The 23,705-nt window shown below is 32.5% G+C and carries 17 protein-coding genes; 6 read left to right on the forward strand and 11 right to left on the reverse strand.

The features are described from left to right. Window positions 1-133 precede the first annotated feature (133 nt). The 3 genes from ED556_RS09525 to ED556_RS09535 are packed head-to-tail and all read left to right on the forward strand — an operon-like array spanning window position 134 to window position 5,938. A complete protein-coding gene (locus ED556_RS09525) occupies window positions 134-3,223 on the forward strand; it encodes a hypothetical protein (RefSeq protein WP_296322715.1) in 3,090 nt (1,029 codons plus the stop codon). Continuing rightward, window positions 3,223-4,431: a hypothetical protein gene (locus ED556_RS09530; protein ID WP_296322718.1), complete on the forward strand. Its 1,209-nt coding sequence runs from the start codon at window positions 3,223-3,225 to the stop codon at window positions 4,429-4,431. Before ED556_RS09525 ends, ED556_RS09530 begins: the two co-directional genes overlap by 1 nt. Further along, window positions 4,424-5,938, forward strand: coding sequence for a glycoside hydrolase family 2 TIM barrel-domain containing protein (locus ED556_RS09535; RefSeq protein ID WP_296322720.1), 1,515 nt, complete (start codon window positions 4,424-4,426; stop codon window positions 5,936-5,938). Before ED556_RS09530 ends, ED556_RS09535 begins: the two co-directional genes overlap by 8 nt. Here ED556_RS09535 and ED556_RS09540 read toward each other — a convergent pair. The 5 genes from ED556_RS09540 to ED556_RS09560 form a co-directional block, all read right to left on the reverse strand. After that, window positions 5,931-7,142, reverse strand: coding sequence for a glycosyltransferase (locus tag ED556_RS09540; protein ID WP_296322723.1), 1,212 nt, complete (start codon window positions 7,140-7,142; stop codon window positions 5,931-5,933). The genes ED556_RS09535 and ED556_RS09540 overlap by 8 nt on opposite strands. A 111-nt stretch (window positions 7,143-7,253) precedes the next feature. Further along, window positions 7,254-8,504 (reverse strand): oligosaccharide flippase family protein, encoded by a 1,251-nt coding sequence (locus ED556_RS09545; RefSeq protein ID WP_296322725.1) that lies wholly within the window; start codon window positions 8,502-8,504, stop codon window positions 7,254-7,256. Further along, complete coding sequence (locus ED556_RS09550) at window positions 8,488-8,793, reverse strand: STAS domain-containing protein (RefSeq protein ID WP_296322728.1); 306 nt, start codon at window positions 8,791-8,793, stop codon at window positions 8,488-8,490. Before ED556_RS09550 ends, ED556_RS09545 begins: the two co-directional genes overlap by 17 nt. Window positions 8,794-8,813: 20 nt before the next feature. Further along, on the reverse strand, window positions 8,814-9,095 hold the full coding sequence (locus tag ED556_RS09555; protein WP_296322731.1) for a hypothetical protein: 282 nt from the start codon (window positions 9,093-9,095) through the stop codon (window positions 8,814-8,816). Between the two features lie 25 nt (window positions 9,096-9,120). Continuing rightward, window positions 9,121-9,402 (reverse strand): hypothetical protein, encoded by a 282-nt coding sequence (locus ED556_RS09560; protein ID WP_296322734.1) that lies wholly within the window; start codon window positions 9,400-9,402, stop codon window positions 9,121-9,123. Between the two features lie 155 nt (window positions 9,403-9,557). Between ED556_RS09560 and ED556_RS09565 the strand changes: the two genes are divergently transcribed. Together ED556_RS09565 and ED556_RS09570 are read left to right on the forward strand one after the other, a co-directional pair. Next, window positions 9,558-11,603: a tetratricopeptide repeat protein gene (locus ED556_RS09565; protein WP_296322737.1), complete on the forward strand. Its 2,046-nt coding sequence runs from the start codon at window positions 9,558-9,560 to the stop codon at window positions 11,601-11,603. Window positions 11,604-11,717: 114 nt separating this feature from the next. Beyond that, the gene (locus ED556_RS09570; RefSeq protein WP_296322740.1) at window positions 11,718-12,107 is read left to right on the forward strand and encodes a VOC family protein; all 390 of its coding nucleotides are present in this window, start codon (window positions 11,718-11,720) and stop codon (window positions 12,105-12,107) included. 173 nt (window positions 12,108-12,280) lie between these two features. Here ED556_RS09570 and ED556_RS09575 read toward each other — a convergent pair whose 3' ends face one another. The 6 genes from ED556_RS09575 to ED556_RS09600 form a co-directional block, all read right to left on the reverse strand. After that, complete coding sequence (locus tag ED556_RS09575; RefSeq protein WP_296322742.1) at window positions 12,281-14,893, reverse strand: T9SS type A sorting domain-containing protein; 2,613 nt, start codon at window positions 14,891-14,893, stop codon at window positions 12,281-12,283. Between the two features lie 117 nt (window positions 14,894-15,010). Then, on the reverse strand, window positions 15,011-15,724 hold the full coding sequence (locus ED556_RS09580; protein ID WP_296322745.1) for a LytTR family DNA-binding domain-containing protein: 714 nt from the start codon (window positions 15,722-15,724) through the stop codon (window positions 15,011-15,013). A 9-nt stretch (window positions 15,725-15,733) separates the two neighbouring features. Next, entirely contained in the window at window positions 15,734-16,051 is a 318-nt protein-coding gene (locus tag ED556_RS09585; RefSeq protein ID WP_296322748.1) for an Hpt domain-containing protein, read from the reverse strand. Between the two features lie 3 nt (window positions 16,052-16,054). Next, window positions 16,055-18,151 (reverse strand): PAS domain S-box protein, encoded by a 2,097-nt coding sequence (locus tag ED556_RS09590; protein ID WP_296322751.1) that lies wholly within the window; start codon window positions 18,149-18,151, stop codon window positions 16,055-16,057. Beyond that, window positions 18,151-18,690 carry a heme NO-binding domain-containing protein gene (locus tag ED556_RS09595; protein WP_296322754.1) on the reverse strand — a complete coding sequence of 180 codons (540 nt, stop codon included), beginning with the start codon at window positions 18,688-18,690 and terminating at the stop codon, window positions 18,151-18,153. Before ED556_RS09595 ends, ED556_RS09590 begins: the two co-directional genes overlap by 1 nt. Beyond that, window positions 18,690-19,100, reverse strand: coding sequence for a response regulator (locus ED556_RS09600; protein WP_296322759.1), 411 nt, complete (start codon window positions 19,098-19,100; stop codon window positions 18,690-18,692). Before ED556_RS09600 ends, ED556_RS09595 begins: the two co-directional genes overlap by 1 nt. Before the next feature lie 587 nt (window positions 19,101-19,687). On the opposite strand from ED556_RS09600, the gene ED556_RS09605 reads away from it, so the two are divergent. Beyond that, on the forward strand, window positions 19,688-23,705 hold a 4,018-nt coding region (locus ED556_RS09605), incomplete at its 3' end, for a M14 family zinc carboxypeptidase (protein WP_296322762.1).

A 23,705-nucleotide genomic window follows, 5' to 3' on the forward strand; every position in this document is an offset into this window, starting at 1 on the left:
TCCAGAACTTCTTAAATTAGTTAGATATGCGTTTTAGTATAGACGAATGGTAGTTTGCTGTAGATGATTATAAATGGATTGACATTTTTAATTATATATATTTACAGTATTGATAACATTATCAATGATTTAAATGAAAAACGCCTCAAATAAATATCTAATTTCAGCATTACTCATTGCAGTTGCATTTCATGGTACTTCTATATTCTTTACTTTAGAATCGACATATGATGCACTTATTCACTTATTCTTTGCCGATCATTATACGAATAGCTGGTTTGAACCATGGAATTATAAATGGTATACTGGTTTTACAGTAATGAGCTATCCACCATTAGTACATCAATCTATAGCTGCACTTTCTTTCATAGGTGGGCTTAAATTTGGGTTGTTTAGTGTGGCACTTATAGGAATTGTTCTATTTATTACAGGTGTTTATAGATTCTCGCTATTAATATCATCCAGTAGAACAATCGCAGGTTATGCCTCAATACTTGCTGTATTTTCGTCATCATTTATCGAAACATTACATTTATTTGGACAACTTCCGAGTATTATTGGCATATCTATCTTGATGCATGCCTTACCTGAAATCTACCTATGGTTAAAGACAGGTAGATGGCGTTATCTGGCAACATCTCTTTCTTTAATAGCAGTCACTGTCACTTCGCATCACGTTACTCCAATCTTTGGGATGGTATTCTTTATTTTTCCTTTAATAGGAATGGTAATTATAGATAATGCCCGAGAAAGCACACAGTCATTTAAGGCTGTTACTTTGAAGTTATTTATAAGGAGTTTTGTTAAACTATTTACACGCATTGTCGGGTTTGGCGTTCTATCGTTATTGGTTATAATAATATGCATACTACCATATTGGATAAACTCAAAAAATAACCCTATTAACCAAGTTCCTATTCCTCATGGATCAAGAGACAACTTCTTAGAAGTCACCTCATCTGGACTTGTGTTCTTTTTAATACCATGGGGAATTTTATTGATTTTAATACCTTATATCGTCTATAGATTTTATAGTAAGCGTTATTTATTTTTTGGCTTATCAATAACTATATTGTTTATACTTGGAACTGGTGGAACTACTCCCATTCCTAAGTTAATATTAGGTGAGACTGCCTTTAACATTTTGACCTTAGATCGTTTTACGCTATGGGCTTCGATAATGTCTTTACCAATGTTTGGAGAATTTACGTATCGCTTTGTAGAAGGTGATTTAAAAGCGCTAATACAATCTAAATTTGGGGCTGTTTACCATCGTATCGTTGGTGGTGTTTTGGCAAGTTCGTTGTTATTCATGACTATCTTTACAATGAGTCTTGGATACTTCAAACCTTCACAGCCACAGAAAATTAAGATGCTACCGATTGTTAATTTTCTTAATCAAGATCAACATGACCAATGGAGATATATGACTTTAGGATTTGGAGATCAAATGGCGTGGCTTTCGTCGCAAACTAATGCAATGTCTGTAGATGGTAATTATCATTCTGCAAGGCGGTTACCCGAACTTACAACAAGACCAATTGAACGCTTAGAGAATTCAAAATTTAAAGGAATTGAAGGTATTGGGTCCCTACAGCAATTCCTAAGCGTACCAGAGAAATACAATCTAAAATACATTTTTTCTAACGATAAATTCTATGATCCTATTTTATATTTTTGTGGTTGGCAACGCTTACGCCAGCTTGAGAATGGGATTATGGTTTGGGAAAAACTCAATGTACCCCCATTATCATCTATATTGCCAAAAGAGGAAGTAGATACTTGGCAAAAACTGTTTTGGGGCATTATTCCATTTTTGAGCATATTGGTAGCTTTTTTACTAAATGTACAAGCTTTTTTTATTCGAAGCTTAAAAACTAAACTTAAGCCATTACCTGAATATTTAAACTTTAGAAATGATTATTCGTATTTTCAAAAAGGGCTTTTAAAAATCAGTCATACTTGGTCTATATTTTTTTTATTAATCGTTGGATTTGGGATTTACAAATTCTACATCAAAAATGATGCACATCACTCTCCTGAAAATGCTATTCTTGCATATTACGATGCTCTTGATTTTAAAGAATTTAAAAAAGCTCATAGTATAATTAATCCTGAAAGTCATATGACCATTGCGCAATACATGTTAGAGGTTTCTGTAACTGATGGTCTATTAAGTTCGTACGCAAAATTAGATGCCATAAATACCGAAATTATAAGTCAAACTAGCAAACTTGCAACTGTAAAAGTGAATACTTATTGGATAACCCCTTTAGAAAAGATTCATAAAATCTACTACAGGTCTCTAATAAAGATTAGTGGCAAATGGTACTTGGAACCAGAAGATATCACTACTGATTTGCCTCCAGATCAACTTTACACAAGTAATAAAACCAATTACTTCAATCAAGGACGTCGAAGAATAACAACCGAACAGACTTATCATGAAGATGTTTTAAAACAACCGGTTTTAGAAATTATTGAAGCTAAGCTCGTTAAGTTTAATAATAGTTATGCCATAATTGGTGAAATTCAAAATATTGATAATGTACCTGCAGATGTGGTTTTAAAAGGCACCTTATATAATGATGATGACAAACAATTAGCGACTTATAACGCTAAATATCATGTAAAGCATAAATTATTACCAAAAGAAGTAAGTCCTTTCAGAATAAACTTTGAAGGTATTGCCTGGTCTAGAATAAAGGATTCAATTCCAAAAACTTTTAATCCTGATGAGTTCACTCCTATTGAATTAGAAGAACAACCTACTAAATTTAATCTCCATGCCGCAGCAAATGTTTCTGGTTCGGATTTATTTAAAAACACCTCACTATCTATTATTAATATTGATAATAATAATATAATCGGTTCACTATTTAATAGTGGCACCGAAGAAGTTACAATTCCGCAATTATTGGTTTCCTATTACAATGAAAGTAAAGATTTATTATGGGTAGATCATATGTTTATAAAAGATGGTATTCGTCAACAAAGAAAGCAACGCTTTCAATATCCAATCATAAAAAAAAATAGTATCAGAATTATAAGTAATGATATGAGTAATTGTTATGTAAATGGCTTACCTAATAAACCAATATCACATAAAATTGTTTCTGATCGCATTATTGATCATTCCGATAAAGAATTACAACATATAAATCATCCTAATTATAAATTTATAAAACTAGATATCAATACCTTTATTGGTAATCCAAACTAATGTCATTAAAACCCTTTTACATATCGCTAATTACAATTGTACTCATTTTTACCTGCCTAAATATTAAAGAGGATAAATCGCGCTATACTTTAGTTACAAAAACAAAAGTATATAATGCAGGAGATATCATTACTTTAGAATTTGATTTTAATGGTGATTCTGATGTAATTCTATATTGCTCCAATACCTATGGTTCACTTATACTAAAACCTGAAATAGGTAACACATTAAAATTTGTTATCCCAGAAATATTATCTATTAAGTCAGGTATATTAAATTGGGAATTACTTTCGGATTCTGAACTAAATTCTGGACAAATTAAAATTCATCCAAAAAACGAAATTTCAGAAATTGAAACTTACATTGGACCACCAAGTATTGAAGCAGGAGGTAATGATTACACAATGGTCGTAGCTCTACCAACTGACAAACTAGATAATCCTTTAATAGATGGCACTAAAGTCTCAGTAAAACACCAATTCTTAGAGATAGAAGAGCGTGATATGATATCTACTAAGCATGGCTATGGGTACAAAAATTTATATTCTTATCAGAAAAGTGGACGTATGCTAATTAATACGGAGTGTTTAGGGTTGAATTCAAAAGAATTCGATATAAATATAGTACCAGCAATACCAACAAATTTTACAATCTCAACTGATCGTGTTCACAACTATGCAGATGGTAATCAAATTACAACATTTAGAACCTCAACAATTAAAGACCGCTACAACAACATAGTAAGTGACGGTACGTTTGTATCCTTTTTTATTACAAATAAAGACGGCTACAAAACAGAAACTTCAGGTGCAACGATAAATGGTGTAGCAACAGCAAAAGTGTTACACCCTGATCGTGCTGAAGAATGGGATGTTAAAGCATATATAGAAGGTATCGCTAATAGTGATATTATAACCATAAGTTATGAGAAAGCTATTACTGATTTTAAAGTCTCATTCTCTAAAAATAATAGGACCGTCACTGTAGGGCCATTACAAAGTTTTATGAATCAATATATTCCTAATGGGCTAAATGTAACTTTAAAATTATTTAAAAAAGGAAATTTTGAAGACAAAATTACTGCTCAAAGCGTTGATGGTTTTGCTACTTTCAAATTAAAAAAAGATCGTTTTCCTAAAGGTTACTATACAATAGAAATTGAAGTTGCAGGTATCAAAAAATCTTTCACTAAAATAAGTTATGAGTAATGTGAACAAAAACATATTGAGAGGTATTATCTTATTAAGCTATGTGTTGATAATTGCTGTTGTGGTTTATGGGATAGCAGCTATTTTTTCTTATCTCAATACTGGAGCAGATCGCAGTACAATACTCCATGCAGAGGTGAAGCAAGTAGAACACTATTCTCCAGAAATCAATTGGGCACCATTAGCAAATGAAGGAAGGTTAATGGATAAAGAGAACCTTAAAGCTATTGAAGAAGATTATCTTGATGCATGGTATGTAAGACATATAGCCTACATGAATAATTCCATGGATGGCGTTAGTGATTTTTATACTGAAAGTGCTAGAGTAAATATTAGTAATATTATTTCTACAAATTCCAAAAACAATACATACATAGAAGCAACCACATTAGCACATAATCTGATCTTAGAATTTTTTAGTGAAGACGGACAATTAGCTGTTATTACTGATAATAATGTAATTGAATATAAAAGAATTTTTAATGCGGAAAAATTAGTTGCTGAAGTCAATGAAAAATCCACATATAAAGTCACCTTATTATTAGAAGACGGATTTTGGAGAATAAGACATTTAGTAAGAGTAAAAAGTGAAAACTATGCGATAAACCCAGATACCAATCAAAACTTAGTTTCGGAAATAAAAGGTATTAACTATTACCCACAAAATACTCCATGGGATATGTATGGAGATAGTTTTAATGAAAACATCATCAATAAAGATCTGGAAATTATAAGAAATGCAGGTTTAAATAGTATTCGGATTTTTGTGCCTTATAAAAGCTTTGGGAAATCTAACGTGTCTAAAGACAAGTTAGAAAAACTGATTAAAGTATTAGATATTGCTCAATCACATAATTTAAAAGTGCTTATAACATTATTTGACTTTTATGGAGATTATTCGGTTATTGATTGGACATTAACGCAACAACATGCCAAATCTATTATCCATGCCTTAAAATCTCACAAAGCTTTATTAGGTTGGGATATAAAGAATGAACCAGACTTAGATTTTGACAATAGGACGGAGTCCCTAGTATTAGCTTGGTTAGATAAAATGATAGATTACGTTAGATTGCAAGACTCTAACCATCCGATTACAATTGGTTGGTCAAAAACCGAAAGTGCAGAACTACTAGCCGACAAATTAGACTTTGTCTCGTATCATTACTATGATAATGAAGATAAGTTATTAGAAAAATACAAGGGTTTAAAAGTGAAACTAAAGGAAAAGCCTGTAGTTATTTCCGAATATGGCATGTCTTCTTACAATGGTTTATGGAATCCTTTTGGTCATTCAGATAAAGATCAAGCCGAGTATCATGAATCGATGCAGGCTATATTTTCAGAAAATGAAATTCAATTTATGTCTTGGACACTTTATGATTTCCCTAAAATACCAAAGGAAGTCGTGGGAAGACTTCCTTGGCGTAAAAATGCTCAAAAACATTACGGGTTTATAGATGAAAATGGAGTTAAAAAACCGTCTTTTAATTTTATCTCTAAATAATTACTTCTTGAGTTTGAGTTAAAATTGACTTTTTTTCGTTGATTTTTTGAAACGCTTCAATGTACATAGTCGCAATTTTAGACATTGGATATGCTGTTGCGGCTTTGTAATTAGCTTGTGCCATATGCAGTCTATGAGCCTCATTTGTTACTAAAACTTCTATAGCTAATGCCATACTCTCAACACTTGAAGGTTGAAAAAATTCTCCTCTATAGCCTTCATTTTGTACCAATAATGCTAAGTCTCCAATATCTGGCATTACAACAGCTTTTCCGTAACTACCAGCCTGATGCAACACACCAGAACTACCAGTAGTAGATGTATAAGGAAACACTACAATAGCACTTTCGTTGAAAAGCATCGCAACATCTTCTTCTTCAACATATCCTGTAAAATGCAAGTTTGGCACATGTTTATATTGTTCTTTTACACCATCTAAATATCCTGGTACATTTGGGTTGTCAGTTCCCGCAATTATGACGTCTAGATCTAGTCCAGATGAATGTCTTACCATATCAACTGCCTCAATCATAGCTTCAACTTTTTTATAAGTACCAAACTTACCAAAAGTCATAATTTTTAATGGTCCATTAGGCAGTTTAAAGTCAGGTTTTTTTGGTATTTCAAAAGTGCCGTGAGGAATTAGCTTAACATTTTTTGCTCTATATTTTTTTTCTAACACATCGACATACTTCTGCATTGTAACTGCAACAGTATCTGCCTGTAGAATTAATTTGGTTAATGTGGTTCCTATAAATCCATATATCTTTTGCATAACTTTATTTGACGTAAATCCAGAACGTTCCAAATCGACCTCTTCTAATATATTATGCAGTAAAACTATGTTAGGAATCTTCATTAGTTTGCACACCAATGGTAACATTAAACCAAGTGCAGCGGCTATTTTCTTATCTCCAAACTTCATAAATTGAAGATTAAATAATACTGAGTCTGGTTTAGTTTTATTAATAGCTTTAGTTACTGAAAATATATTCTTCAAACTATTAAATTTCCAACATTCTCTTACAGTAACTTTACATCCATCCTCAGTAAAATCTAATACTTTTTCTCCTTCTGTTTTATCGGTTAACAAAATTAATTCTGTTATTTCATCACTTTTTCTAAATTGTTTCACTAAATGAAATGCATACTCATTTAAAGTGACTTTACTAGGCGGATATGCCGTTACGATTGCTAATTTCATAATGTTTTTATTTTAATTGTTACAGTGTAAAATTGAGATAAATAGCAGACAAAAACTGTTATATTTAGATAGTTGACTTCTTAGTTTAGATGAGTGGCAACTTGGCTTAGATTAAGCTTTTTTGGAAAACAGTGATTCGCCTTTGAAATAAACAATTTGAATAACTAACAATAAGGTCATTGCTATAATTTGCATATGAACGACTTGAGTTAAATTATCATGGAAAATCACTACTAATGTTAATTGTAAAATACCTAGTAGACCAGATATAACAACAGGTATGTATTTATCTAGAGACAAATAGTAATAAGCGAAAATATTAGAAATGGCAAACATTGAAGTTGCTATGGCATACTTCCATAATAAGGGTGCAATACTTAAGTATTCTCCACCAAATAATAATTTGATTATAAAATCAGGATATACTAAACAAACCATTACAATAATTAAAGATATTACGCCTATGTAACCAATATATTTAAATAATACTGATGCTGTTTCTTTACCTTTTTTCTTTAGGTCAACTACCGTTGGTAGAAGTAACATTACAAACATCCAGGCAACGAAATAGACTATTCGACCAATTAAGGCTAGAGATGCGTACAATCCTGCTTCATAGGATTCGAAATAATGTTTTACTAATAATATATCACTGTTATTTATAATAATTTGTGTAAACTCATAAAATGCTGTAAGTAAAAAGAAGCTTTTAATTTGTTTAGTATAACGGCTATGTAACGGTAATCTTTTCTTAAAACTGAATTGATCCGTTTTTAATGGAATTAATCCAAAACAGAATGACAACAAAATACCAGTCGCAATCACCCAAGATGACTTTATATTAAAGAAAAATATAACACCTAGTGTAATAAGTAAACGACTCAACATTTCACTTTGATAAGTAATTGATAAAGCCCTGTATGATTTTTGACCTTGGTACCTACCTCGATTAACACTCATTAAAAAATAGACCGGTACGCCACAGCCAAATATCACAAACATAGCAGAGGAATACGTATTGAACAATACTTGTAACTGTGAAGCAAAAACTACGATTAAAACTCCAAAAAGTAAACCTACAACAAGAGCTTGTTTATATATTTTAGAGATGAAGCTTTCAAAAAAGCGATTATTAAATAGCACATAGAATTTAGCAGTTACTAATTGAAATGTCATTGCTATGAAAGACAACACTAATAAAAAAGTGATTAAAACTGCCGCATCAGCAAACTGAGCTGGACCAAGTACACGACCCAAAATAAGGTTGTAAAAGTAATTTCCTCCATTAACTGCTAATGCACTTAACATGAATAATTGCTCCGAAGTAATATTCTTTTTTAAACTATTAACAATCGTAGTCATTTTTAAATATTTTAGTCAAGTTAGCTTTCTTTAATTCCTGAAATACAATTGCATTTTCTTTTCCTAGAACGAACAATACCTTACTTCTTCTTTTCGCTTTTGCAGTTATAAATTGTAATACCTTTAATGCATTACTATCAATCTGTTGTACCTGTTTAAGACACAATACTACTTCATAATAAGTATCTAATAATTTATTAAAATAGCTCTCAACAATATCAGTATTAGCTCCTGTGAAATCTCCATGGATTTCAAATGTGCCTACATTATTTATAATTTCTAAGTTCATGATTATAGTATTTAGGGTTATTATGCTGCAGCTACTGTAAAAGGAAATGCTTTGTACAGTTTTTTACTTCGATTTCCTTCTATAAAAAAGCTACAGTCCTTATAAAGTGCATTCATATATAAAGCTCTAATCGCCTTAACACCATCATCATCAATATCTGTGAGCAATTCCACATTAATTTTCAGGCTTTTATTCTGATTCATGATTAACTCACAATGTGCTTGAAAGCTTCTTGCGGTATCTGCAGTTAGCGAACCTTTTACATTATATATCCCATTATTTTCTAGTATAGTCAGTGACATAATTTTATTTTTTATATAATTAGTGTTATGCTGCAAGTATTGTAGGTTTAAGCTCATCATAAATATCTTTACAACCATAACCAACCACATAAAAGCTTCTTTGATTGGTAATTGCATGAGTAAATAATGCTCCAATAGCCTTCATACCATCAACATCTATTTGGCTAGTCTTCTCAATATTAATTGTTAATTCACCAAATGAATTAAGTAATGCTTCACAGTGAGATTGAAAGTTCTTAGCAGTGTTTACATTCAGCCTGCCTTCTACTTCATATGTACCGTTTTTTTCTAAAATTGTAAGTGCCATAGTTTCTAAATTTTTAAGGGTTTTACATTCATTTCTGACACAAATATCTTTTGTAATTCCATGTATGTGCGTTCTATTTCGATGGATGGTAGTTTACTGTAGATGAATGAAGTACTACCTGTCCGTAACTTGTAAATAGTTAAAATGAAACAATCATGAAGACCCTAAAATCATTAATTAACATTGGTTTTTTAGTAGTAACTCTTAATCTAGCAACACAAAACATGCAAGAAGGGTTTATCTATTTAGAAACCGGACAGTACGCTAGTGCAGAACAGTTCTTTAATACCATTTTGAAAGAATATCCAAAGAGTAAAACAGCACGTATATGTTATGGCCGCGCTGTTGGATTAAATGGAAATACAGAAATTGCTTTACAATTGTTTATTCAGCTTTTGAACGATTATCCCAATGATTTTGAGATAAAATTGAACTATGCTGAATCTTTACTGTGGATAAAGAATTTTGATAAAGCCAAAATTTATTATAAAAATTTGGTAGCTGAAAATCCAAAGAGCTTTGCAGCTTTATTGGGTTATGCAAATACGCTATCCAATTTAAAGAATTATGAAAAAGCGCTTAAGCTTGTAAACAAGGCATTAGAAGTATCTCCACTAAACCCAAATGCATTAACCTCTAAAAAGTATATCTATTTAGGTTATGCTTACCAAAATCAACAAATGCAACACTATGAAAAAGCTGAATCCCTTTTAACCAAAAACTTAGAGTTTTTTGGTGATGATAGAGAGACTTTAATTAATCTAGCAAATCTATATTTAGTTTGGGAGAAAATTGAATCAGCTAAAACTATATATCAAAGACTAGCTAAAGATCCTGATAATACAATTATAGCACTTAATGGTCTGGCTTTAGTAGCACACCTTAATGGAAAAGAAAAACAAGCATTGAAATTGAGTACTGAAGCTTACACTAAATTATCTAAAAACACTGACACAATAATAACACAACAAACGAATGAACGTTTTGCTCAAGCTTTAATATGGAATAGAAAGTATAAGGCTGCGGCAACAATAATACAGGAACTAATAAAAAAATATAACACCCAGAATTGGGTTTTAGCATTAAGAGCAACATTAAATATTTATAAGAGTAACTTTAAAAAAAGTCTAGACGACTACAATCAGATTTTGGCAAATGATAGTACCTCTTTTGATGGTAACTTAGGTAAAGTAAATGTCTTAAAAGCATTAGGTAGATATGATGAAGCTTATACGTCTGCCGAAAAAACGCTAAAGATCTATAACAATCAAAAAGATGTGCTAAACTTTATAAAACAATTAGATGCTAATTTTTCTCCAAAACTAGATAACAAGACATCCTATAGTTTTGATAATGGAAATAATAGAGCTTTTATGTTTAGTACTAATTTAACATACCCATTATCAACCAAACTAAGTATACTTGGTAACTATAGTTATAGAACTACCCAAAATACAATTACAGATAATACCGCTAACTCCAATAATTTTTCGTTAGGCATAGCATACAATATATTACCAAATACAACTTTTAAAGCTACTGCTGGTCTTACTACTGCTAATGCAGAAACCACTAATTTTAATCAGTGGCTTACGGATATATCCTTAAATATCAAGGCTTTTAAACTTCAAAACTTAGATATTGGTTTTAAGCGTCAAGTTGAAAGTTTTAATGCCAATTTATTAGATAGAGAATTGGTGCAGAATAATTTTTATACTAATTACAATTTAAGCACTAATGTTAATTTGGGCTGGTACACCCAGTTTATGCACACCGCTCAAAATGATGGGAATACAAGAAACTTATTGTTTACCTCATTGTATTATAACTTATTACCAAAACCTGGGCTAAAACTAGGTTTTAATTACCAATACTTAACTTTTAAGGACCAAGTACCGACAGTTTACTTTAGTCCAGAACAATTTAATGCCTACGAAGTATTTATTAACCTCAACAAAGATGAAAGTACTAGTAAACCGAAAGACTGGTTCTATAATCTTACAGGTGCCTTTGGCTACCAGTTCATTGAAAATGAACCAAAGCAAACCACCTACCGATTTCAAGGTGTTTTTGGTTACAAATTCTCTGAACGTAATTCATTTAATATATATGGTACGCACAGTAATATTGCATCTACCACTGCGGCTGGATTTACATTTACTGAGATTGGACTTCAATTCAAATGGATTGCAATTAACTAAGGGCTATTTTATAAATCAATTTGTTATTGTATAAAATTGAACTAATGATATGTCAATGCCACTTAATCAAGTATTTTTAGCCATCATCCCGTTTAATTTAACAATTCTCAGAATTTGAAATCAGACTTCTCATTTAATCATATTGCATTGTCAGTGAAAGATGTCGAAAAATCGATAAACTTTTATAAACAAATATTCAAGTTTAAAGAAATTCAAAATGCAGCATCAAAATCTAAAACGAGATGGTTGTCTATTGGTGAAAACAAACAATTACACCTTATCTATCGACCTGATGCTGCAATAAAAATGAATAAGGCTGTTCATTTTTCTTTCTCTACTGGACATTTCGAAAATTTTATTACATTTTTAGAAGACTTAAATATTCCGTATTCAAACTGGAAAAATACACCTAATAAAGATTATGTGCGTGAAGATGGCGTAAAACAAGTATACTTTCAAGATCCTGATGGTTATTGGATTGAAGTCAATAATTGTTTAGTTTAATTGAAGTGATTATTTGCGTAAAAGAAAGTTTTTTAGACAATGACAGCGCTATACAAAATATAAATCTACTTCTAATATTTACGCAGGTTAAATATGCTGAATCATTATAAAAACAAAAGGCAAAAGCTTTCGCCTTTGCCTCTTGACTTTCAACCAAAATTAAACCAACCATTTTAATTTACTAACAACTTAATCGTATTATAATTACTACCTTGACTTTGTATCTTACAGAAATACAACCCAGGTGTTAAACCTTCTTTCTTTATTGATATATTATTTTTACCTGGAATGACATTTAATGCATTTTTATAAACTACTTTACCTAAGGTGTTATAGATTACACAATCTACACTTTCACTTTGGGTAGCTGTAAATTGTAATACAGTTTCCGTATGCATAGGGTTCGGCACAGCTTTTAATTCGCTCAAGTTAATTGTATCATAATCATCTGTAGATAGTGCGTTATTAGTCTGCGATAACCTTAAATTTTCTAGAGACATAGATTTTACTGACGATGTACCATCGTCTGATACAAGCGTAAATACTACCGTTACCACATCGTTTAGTATTGGGTTTGATGTCGTAGTAGATGAAAAATCTTCAATTGGCAACACATATTCTTGCATCTCATCAGTTAAAGCAATTGTTTGTTTGTATTGCTCTTCCCAAATTGTAATACTTTCTTTAACAAAGGTAATTTCAAGATTTCCTGTACCTTTTGCATTGAGCTTGAGGTTATTAAATGTGGATAAATCTACTGCTTTAAATCGAGGCGTTAATGCTCTGTAAGCTGCCACATAAGTGTTCGTTGTAGCTTCCAAATTTACATTTCGTTCTATTGGGTAATCACCATCTTCATAGTTAAACTCACTCGGTAGTACCTCATAGTTTGTAACAACAGTGCCTGATTGAGAGTCATCAATTCCCCATGGACCATCAGACAAAAACAAATCATCTGGAGTTGTAATGCCATCGCCTATTCTAAAACCTATATCAAAAATATTACCTGTATCTACAAAGACATTTGTTAGGTATTGCCCGCTTAAGTTGATATCCATATTTAGGTTATCAAAATCTGAGGTTTCAGACCTTCTTAAACCTGCATCGAAATCAACAGTTTGAGTACTGTTGTAATTAACAATCTCGAGGTCTAAACCTCCATTTTCATATTTTCCTTTTCTTACAAATACCACTGGTGGTTCTGAATTATTATAATCTGAAATTGGCTTTTCAATAGCTAATAAATTTAAAACCTCAGCACCTAGTAAATACAAATCATCTACGGTATTTGCCCAAATCTGAAAATTGTAGAAGGTTACATCGTCTTCGTATTTATCCAAATTCCAATGGCTTTCTACAGCAAAATTCTCTTCATCATTAACAACTTTAGCAGATAAACTCAATACAAACTCATGTGTACCATCTGGGTTTTTAATTACAGATTTAATAAATTGTTGCTCGTTGATATTTATAGTAGAAACCGAGATAAGTTCTGCACCCAATAAACGGTCGCATATATACTTGGTGTGTTCGTATACACCATCTTCTGTTTTTAATGCCAAGATTGTAGCAATAGGTGTATCTAAGTTCATATAATCTACGGCAAATATTTCCGTAGCATTTGTAATATTTAATAAATCTGTTGGAGACGAATTGATAGCTTCGGTCTCACCGATTACTCCAACAGGTATAAAATCTTCGAGTGTAAATGTATTGTCAGAATTACGCTCAAAATAACTTGGACTTCTGTTAAATCTTGGTGCTGTATTCTTATCAAATTTGTAACCAGATTTTGCTCTATTAAAATTACGTTTATTGATTTGCTCTGAAAGTCTATTATTACTCTCCAAACCTCCACCATCACCACCTGAAACAGGCGGTTCTATAACCTCACAAGAACCGTAACCTGAGCATGATGGGTCTTCACAATCAATTAAGCCATCTCCATCATCATCAATACCATTATCACAATCTTCCTGGGGAACAGGTGCAGTTGGACATCTAGCCCCATCATTACTTGCACTTGAAGGTCCAAAAGCAAATAAATTAGAATCCATGTCATCAGAACTATTTACGTCTTGAACAGCCTGAATCACATATATTGTACCTGTCTGATTTGCTGAAACATAAAAACGACCATCTGCATCAAAATAGACCGCACCATAAGTATAATTATTACCGTCTAAAATCGGAACTACACCTAATGAGGTTACCTGTCCATTTTCAGGATTAATTCTATATAATACATTTGTACTTTTTTCTACGGTATAAAGCTGATTATCGACTGCGTTAAATGCCCAGTCATGAATGTTAATATTTTGAGATAAGGTTTCTGTTGCATTATGCTGAACATAATTAAGTGATTCGGGGTCTAAATCTATCTTGTAATACGTGGTGCCTCCACCTTTAAGAAAATACATCCCATTTGCACTTATACCACCAACATATCTATTGCTAGTGGGCAACTCATCAACATAAAATATAGTAGTAGAAAAATCCTTTCCAATTCTAACTATGGATTTAGATGGTGAAGTCAGTGAACCCCATATATAACCATCAGTAGGATTATATGCTGCTGCATTTATATTTCCAGTTGTAACATCTGTAGCTACTCTATAGGAACTTCCTGAAGCTAAATCAATAGCGTAAACATCATTGTACTGAAACAAATACGCATTATAATCGCAATTAAAGGGTTGATTCTCCTGAGATTGGCTATATAGACTAAATGCTAATACTGAGATTAGCAACATTTTGATTTTTAGGTTGTAAAGTTTCAATTTCATCTTGTCTCATTTAATTGTTATGAAACAAAACTACTTTACTAGAAGCGCCATTTTTTTGATTTTCGATTGATAAAAAAAAGGCAACGTTCGAAAGCGGATAACTATCGATGAATAGTTTTAGAGCAAATTAAGCCTTTTCATTAGTTCTGGTCTATTGGAGCGACTTACTGGGATAACATCTTTTTTAATTAATACACTATTATCTTCTATATCAATAATCTTTTTAATATTAATTATAAATGATCGGTGCACTTTCAAGAATAAACTATCTGGTAGTTTCTCTTCAATTTTTTTAAGTGTCGAGTGTACTGTGTAATTCTTGTCTTCAGTTTTTACATGAATGTAATCGCCTTTTGCTTCAACCAAATATATACTTGGAATATCTATCTTAATTAAGCGTCTATCTATGTTTACATACAAATCATTACCAGATGCACTTTCCACATTTTGAGAAGAATTTGAACTTGTTGGTTTACTAACGGTAGACAATTCTGCTTTCTTTATGGCTTTTTCAAAACGCTCGGTTGAAATTGGTTTCACCAAATAATCTACGATACAGTCATATTCAAATGCTTGAATCGCAAAATTGGCGTCGGAAGTAGTCAGTACAATTTTTGGTGGATTTTTAATAGTTTCTATAAAATCGAATCCAGTAAAATCAGGCATATGAATATCTAAAAAGATCAGATCTACGTCATTTTGATTTAAGTATTTTATCGCCTGAATTGCATTTGGGAATTCTTCTAATACATTTAAGCTTGAAATATTACTGCACATCTGTGCAATTATTGCTCTAGCTGTAGCTTCATCATCGATAATAATGCAGTTCATAAAATTTGCTTATAGTGTCGTTAGATATTTTGTTATGATTTGCAGAATAGAGTCAAAATCTGATTTACGTTCTGTATTACCATTAGTAAGATTATTTTCATAATCTACAGCAATTTCATAACTTTTAACGAGTCCTAAAATACTAATTTTATGTTTAAGCTTATGAACATTTTCTGCAGCTTCTTTAAAATTTTCTGCAGAGATATTATCTAAATAAATCTGTTTCTCTTGGGGGAATTCTGATTTAATTATGTCTATAAGTTTTTGCTCAAAGGCTTTATCACCTCCAGACATACTTTCTATATAAGTGAGATTTGGTTGTTCCATACTTTATTTCTTAAATGTAAAGAAAAAAGTGGTGCCTTCTTTTGGTTTGGATTCTAACCATATTTCACCCTTATAAAGATCCACAATCTTCTTTACTATAGATAATCCAATTCCAGAAGATTCTTTGTTACTATTTAAAGCATGAAAAATTTTAAAAATATTATCATGATGTTGCTTTTCAATACCTACGCCGTTGTCTTTTACCGAAAACTGATAATAAGATTTTTCTTCTTTAACATCAATTTCTACAAGTCCTTTTGCTTTGTCATTAAATTTAATGGCATTACTAATTAAATTTTGAAACAGTTGTTGCAACTTGGTTTTATCACCAGTAACAGTGGGCAACTTATTTAAGACTTTAATTGATATATGCTCGGGAGTATATAATAGTTGCTTTAGCTCCTCAATAAGCAAATTTAAGTCTATATCATTCTCTTCGTTAGATTCAGATCCAATACTCGAGTATGTTAAAATATCTGAAATAAGCAACTCCATTTTTTCAAGTGTTGTCTCAATCAATTGAAAATTTTGAATGGTTACATCATCTAATCTTCCTGTATTATCTTCTTTAATCCAACTTACCAATGCATCAATACTACGTAGAGGAGATTTTAAATCATGAGAAACAATATGAGCATATTCTTGCAACTCGTTATTACTTTTTTCTAGAGCCTGCAGAAGCTGTTCATTTTTTGTCTCAACTTTTTTGCGCTCTCGAAGATTAATGGCACTTTTTAATTGCATAGCGACTAAACTTGCAATATTCTCAAGTGTTACTAAATGCTCATTGGTAAAGTAATTTTTAGAAATGTGCTCAGAATCTATTACACCAATGACCTTATTATTACTTATTATAGGCACTGAGATTTCCGAAAATCGTTGTTCGTCATCAACAATATATCTACTATCCTTACTAGTATCATTAATTATTTCTGCTACTCCAGTTTTGGCAACAGTACCAACTATTCCATCTCCAATCGGCAAGATTATTTTGTTGTTAATTTGTTTATTATTCCCAAGTTTACTTCCGAAGGCCGCAATTTGCTCTAATCTACCTTCTTCATTATCTACAAGATAAATAACACAATCTTCTGTATCTAGATACTGTGCTATATTATTGGTTATTTCCCAAGCAATTTCATAGATATCCATCTTACCTAATAATGCCTTAGCAACATCATTAATCATATCAATTATCAATGATTGTTCACGCTTTAGGGTAATATCTTCAACTAATGCCACTTGATACTTAATATTTCCTTCCTTGTCTCTAACTGCGCTAACGTTAGTTTTAGCCCATAAAATCGAACCATTTTTTTTCCTGTATCGCTTTTCTATCATGAAATTATCTAACTCTCCAGAGTCCATCTTATCCAAATAAGTTTTTGATTGCGGAAAGTCTTCAGGGAATGAAATGTCCTTAACAGATAAATTAAAAAGCTCTTCTTCAGAATATCCTAATGTGTTTTGAATAGAGGTATTGGTTCTTAAAATTTTACCATGTTGCGTCAACACAATACCAACTGACGAATTTTGAACAATAGCATCTAACTGACTTTTTTGTTCTTCAATAACCCGATTTATTCGTTTAGTTTCGGTAATATCTCTAACGATACCTTGTGCCGCCATTGGGATACCATTTTTATCAAAAACTAAACTAGCATTGATATGCACCCATTTTACTTCTTTGTTCTTAGTATAGACCCTTGCTTCGTAATTCTTAAAATAACCCTTGTTTTGAAGTTCTGAAAAGGACTTCATAGCATATTCATAGTCTTCTTTATAAATAAGTTTGACAACATTAACCGACTCTTTATCTACATCATATCCAAACAATTGTGTAGCAGAATCATTAAACTTTAAGACATTGCCATTAATGTCCATAATAACATATGCATCAACGATATTTTCAAAAATCCCTTGTAATTCGGATGTCGTCTTGTTGTATAAAGAAGTTAACTCCGCATGCGATGCCTCGAGTTTTTTATTAACTTCATATAATTCAGCTGATTTTGCTTCTAAAATAGCTTCAGCTGCTTTTCTAGAAGCTTTTTCACGAGCAAGAGCACGTTTTATAATATCTAATTCATTATCAGTCATTAACACTTTTGAATAAAAAACCTTACTGCTGTCCCGTCATCATTTAGTTTTTCGAAATTAATTTCTACAGGTACTTCAAATAGTTTAAAGGTTTCCAACATTAGGCCTTTTCCAAGCATATATAATGCTTTATCAGATTTGTAAACCATAACCATCTTATCTTTGGTTCGTTCTTCTAAATCAAAAGTTGGAAGCTGTGCTTCAGGATAAATTTTTTGTACTTCAACATGAATATGATTCTCAATAGACGCCAATAAGTCCATTGGATCTTTATAATGATTGACTAAATCCGGATGGGTTTTTACCAAAACTGCAAATAAATGTTCAGAATATACCATTAATAAATCATCGACTGATATATCAGTGTTTTTACTTAAGTGAGAAATAAGTTGCAGCATTTCACTAAATTCATAGGTACCAACTGCTGTATATATTCCACCAGAATCTAATTCAGATTGGTTAATAATTTTGTCAACCATAGACAAACCAAATTTCTCCTCAACCAATTCTAAAAACTCTGTAAAAATTATGCCTTTCATTATCCTTTAATTAATTCATTGACACTCCAATATGCTAATAATTTATCAATTTTAGATACATAATCTTCATATTTTAGTGGTTTTAATATATATCCTGCTATACCAATCTTATAACACTCCAACAAATCGCGCTGATTGTTTGATGTGGTAAGTACAATTGTTGGTATATACATTAACTGGTTATCTTTTTTTAAAATTTTAAGGAATTCCAACCCATTAATTTTAGGCATGTTTAAATCCAGTAAAATAATGTCAGGTAATTTAACACGATCCTTTAAAATTTCTAGAGCTTCCTCACCATTATTGGCTTCTATGATATTATGTTCAAGGTTAAGAGATTGTGTTGCTCGTTTGAGCTTCATCACCTCGATCATGTCATCTTCGATCAAAAGAATATTGAGATTAATCATTTTTAATTATTAAAAATGTAAAATTCATGAAATATGATAAAATATCCTTTTTATTTCGGTTGGCTGTATTCATGTGTCGATGGTTGGCAGATAAGTGTCGACGAATGGTTCAGCCTTTAAATTTGGTTTATGTTGAATTCTTTAAAATTTTCCATTCAAAAAACCTTTTATAGGTAAATTGCATAACCTGGAGGTCTCGAGTTCAAATCTCGATCTCGCTACAGCAGTTAAGGCTTGATGTATTCATCAAGCTTTTTTTATGAGCAGTACTGAAGCTTGCTTCAATGTGCATGGGAATAAAAACAATTGAGGTGGTAAATCACGGAAGCCTTTACTATTGTCAAGGCCACTTATTAAAGATTATTAAAATCTCGATCTCACTACAATCAAAAACCAGTACAGAAGTATGGGTTTTTTTATGTCTTGGTCGTTAAAACTTCATATACTAATTAATAGGATTTACAAACCACTGTTTTACAAGTATTTATACTTCACAATTAACACTTTATCTATTTTTTTTGCATTTAATCGATGTTTTTGTAAATATTATTATATATTTGTTGCAAATTCTATTAACCCCAAATCTAATGAAAAGAATTACCCTCGCTATTCTATGGGCTTTTTTTGCTCTAGCACAAACCGCTTTTTCCCAGACACACCAGCGTATTAAAGTTAATGCATTAAGTCATTCTCAAATACATGAACTTGCCGATGCAGGTATAGATTTAAGGTGTGGTGCTATAATTAATGAAGAAGGTGTACAATTAGAACTCTCTCCTTATGAAATTGAAAGAGTCCAAGCTGCTAATATTAATTATACGGTATTAGTTGAAGACTTAAATAAATATTATAGTGAGCGTGCTATAAGAGATAAGGAAACTTATGTACACTCAAAATCTGATAATTCTGGTATTTCTGGCGCGCGTTCAATTTCTAATGCTATAGTTGATAATTATCTACAATATAATGAATGTGAAGAAGTAGATTGGGTCGAACCTACAAACTTCGAATTAGGAGTTGATTTTGGGGGATGTCTTACCGTTCAAGAAACATTAGACCAATTAGACCTTATGCGTACAATGTACCCTAATCTTATATCACAAAGATTGGATGCTTCACCTAGCAACCAAAAAACATGGGGTAACCCAGCCAATACAACATCAAATCCTCAATATACTGGTGGTGTTGGGCAAAACAATGACCCACTTGGTGAACCTGAGAACTACATTGGTGAAGGCACTACAAGATGGGATCCACAAACGGTTTGGTATGTTAGAATAACTGGTGATCAGGCTGCCATGGAAGGTACCAGACCTCAGATTCTGTATACATCTATGATTCATTCACGAGAAGTAAGTAGTTTAATGAATAACATGTATTTTATGTGGTATTTATTAGAAAACTACGATACTGACCCTGCAATAAAAAACTTAGTTGATAACAATGAATTATACTTTATTCCTATTGTTAATCCTGATGGCTTAAGATGGAATCAGGCCTTAAATTCAAGTGGTGGTACGCTTCAGCGTAAAAACTTAAGACCAAACACCGGTTCTAGTCAAAATAGAGGTGTAGATTTAAATAGAAATTTTGATTATTTATGGGGAGCAGATGGTGATTCATCAGGATCTGATGATGTACCTAGTAGTAACTTGTACAGAGGTCCTTATCCATTTTCTGAGCCAGAATCGCAAATTCTTCGTGATTTTGTTTTAGCAAGAAGTATAGAAACGTGTTTAATGCATCATTCAGCTGCTAACTCTATACCGCATCCTTATGGAGGTATTCCTACAAGAGTATCTGGTAGAGAAGATGAAATGCATAAGTGGCATGAAGACATGACCAAATATAACAGATACGTATCTGGAGCAACTATTTTCCCTGCCGCAAACGGTATTGCTGATGATTGGATGTTAGGTGGTACTCCAGATGGTGGTAATACAACAAGTAATGCTAATAATTCATTTGTTAACGATTCAAGTCCTGCTACGTCTGGTTCAGGTCAAAGTATTCTCGCCACAACACCAGAACATGGAAGTTTTGGAAGTGAAGGTGGTTTTTGGCCAACAAGAGCACAAATTAGAGCCATTGCTAAGCGCGCTGTGAGAATTAACTTAATGAATGCTTATCATGGTGGACAATATGCAAAGTTTCATGATTTAACACAAAGTGATATTAATAGTCTTACTTCTGACTTAACTTTTGGTATTGAGCGAATTGGTCAATCAAGTAGTAACTTCCAACTTACAGTTACACCAATTTCATCAAATATTATCTCGATTGCTAGTATACCTACTCAAACTGGTATGTCTATTCTTGAGCAAAGAGAAGTTACGGCAGAAATGGTATTAACGAACACTATTCAGCCTAATGACAAAATTGAATACAATGTTCAATTATCGGATGGTACAAATGTGTTTTTTAACGCTAATTTTGAAAAATACTACCAACCTTCTGTTGTCTTTTCAGATGATGCCGAAGGGAACAATATTGCTGCTAATTGGAATATAAATATCACAGCCGGTTCAACATCGTGGTCAACATCCAGCAATGCACAAGCAAGATATAATGGTTCTTTCGGGATGAAACTTGGAGGAACAGGAATCACTTCCTACGGCGCTAGTGATGGCAATACATTGACAACAAACACTGGGTACGACTTATCAAGCTTTGATGAAGTATTTGTTCAATTCTATACAAAATGGGATTTAGAAAGAAATTTTGATTTTGTAGAATTCGAAGGATCTTTAGATGGGACTAATTGGGTAAGACTATGTGGTAAATATAATAAGCCAAATGCTACTAGCTTCACAAACGAACATGCAGCTAAAAGTGCTACTAATGAGTCATTTCAAGATAACAACAATAGTTCAGGACAGATTTATGATGGAGATCAATTCGATAATTGGGTAATGGAAGAAATATCGATAAGTGCAGTAGATAATTCAGCTTTATTAAACGCACCTAATGCAAGATTTAGATTCAGATTTAGGTCAGATTCAAATAATAGGTTCGAAAATTACTCTGCAAATGCTGAAGGATTCTTTATTGATGACTTTAAAATTATTGGAGTTAACATTCCTTGTGATGATACAAATCCTCCATCTAATTTATCCGCAGGAAATATTACTGCGACATCCGCAGATATATCATGGGATAATATAACTTCTGCTACTTTTGACATTAGATACAGAATAACTGGAACTTCTACTTGGACCACAATAACGGATATTTCTGGAGCGTCTCAAGCAATTTCTAGTTTAGACCCAAATACAGAATATGAAGTTCAAGTTGCTACAAGATGTAATACTACTACATCTGCCTTCTCAGCTTCTGAATTATTTATGACACTAGACCCTTGTAACAATACTATATCTACATATCCTTATACTGAAGATTTCGAGAGTAGTGTTAACGGAGGTTTAGGTTTATGGGAACAAGATACTAGTGATACAGGAGATTGGACTATAAACACGGCCAATGAAACTGATGGAACTACTCCATCTGGCAGTACTGGACCTGATGGCGACTATAATCCTGCAAACCCAACTGTTAATAGAGCATCAGGTCATTATTTCTATATTGAATCATCAAATCCAGGTATAAGTAATGGTGCAGTAGGAACAGATGCAGTTGTTAACCTAATTAGCCCATGTATAGATTTAACGGGAAGAGAAAATGCTACATTTTCGTTTTTTTATCACATGTTTGGTAGTGCAACGGGTGATTTAACCGTTGCTGTAAGTGATGATTTTGGTTCGTCATGGACGACAATCAGTGATACAAATGTTACTACTAACGGAATAAATCCAGGGCAAAACCCAATCTCTGGTCAACAGCAAACTTCATCTAGTGCGTCTTGGAGACAACAAGTTGTTGATATTAGTGCTTATGATAATAGTATTATTTTAATTAGAATTTCTGCAGAAACAGTTCCAGCAGGAACTTCTAATAGTTTTAGAGGTGATATGGGTATAGATTATATAAATCTTACCTCTGATGCCGCCGCAACTGGCCCTACTGTAATAACACAAAATATAACTGTAAATTTAGATGCAACTGGTAATATAACAATAGCTGAAAATGCTGTAGATAACGGTAGCACTGGTGCTGGTACATTAACTTTTGATACTGATATTACGTCATTCACTTGTGCGGATATAGGTGCAAACACGGTTACATTAACTGTAACTGATGATAATGGATCTGATTCAGCTACTGCTACTGTTACGGTAGTTGATAACTTGGCACCTGTGCCTGATGTGGCATCACTGCCAGATGCGACAGGTCAGTGTTCAGCGACGATTGCTTCTGCACCTACGGCAACGGATAACTGTGGTGGTACGATTACGGGTACAACAACGGATAGCTTAACAAGTTCTACACAAGGCACTACGACTGTAACATGGACCTTTGATGATGGTAATGGCAATACATCGACGCAAACACAAGATATCGTAGTGAATGATACTACAGCGCCTGTGCCTGATGCAGCATCACTTCCAGATGCGACAGGTCAGTGTTCGGCAACGATTGCTTCTGCACCTACGGCAACGGATAACTGTGGTGGTACGATTACGGGTACAACAACGGATAGCTTAACAA

This window comes from Winogradskyella sp. (assembly GCF_003712105.1).
GTDB lineage: Bacteria > Bacteroidota > Bacteroidia > Flavobacteriales > Flavobacteriaceae > Winogradskyella.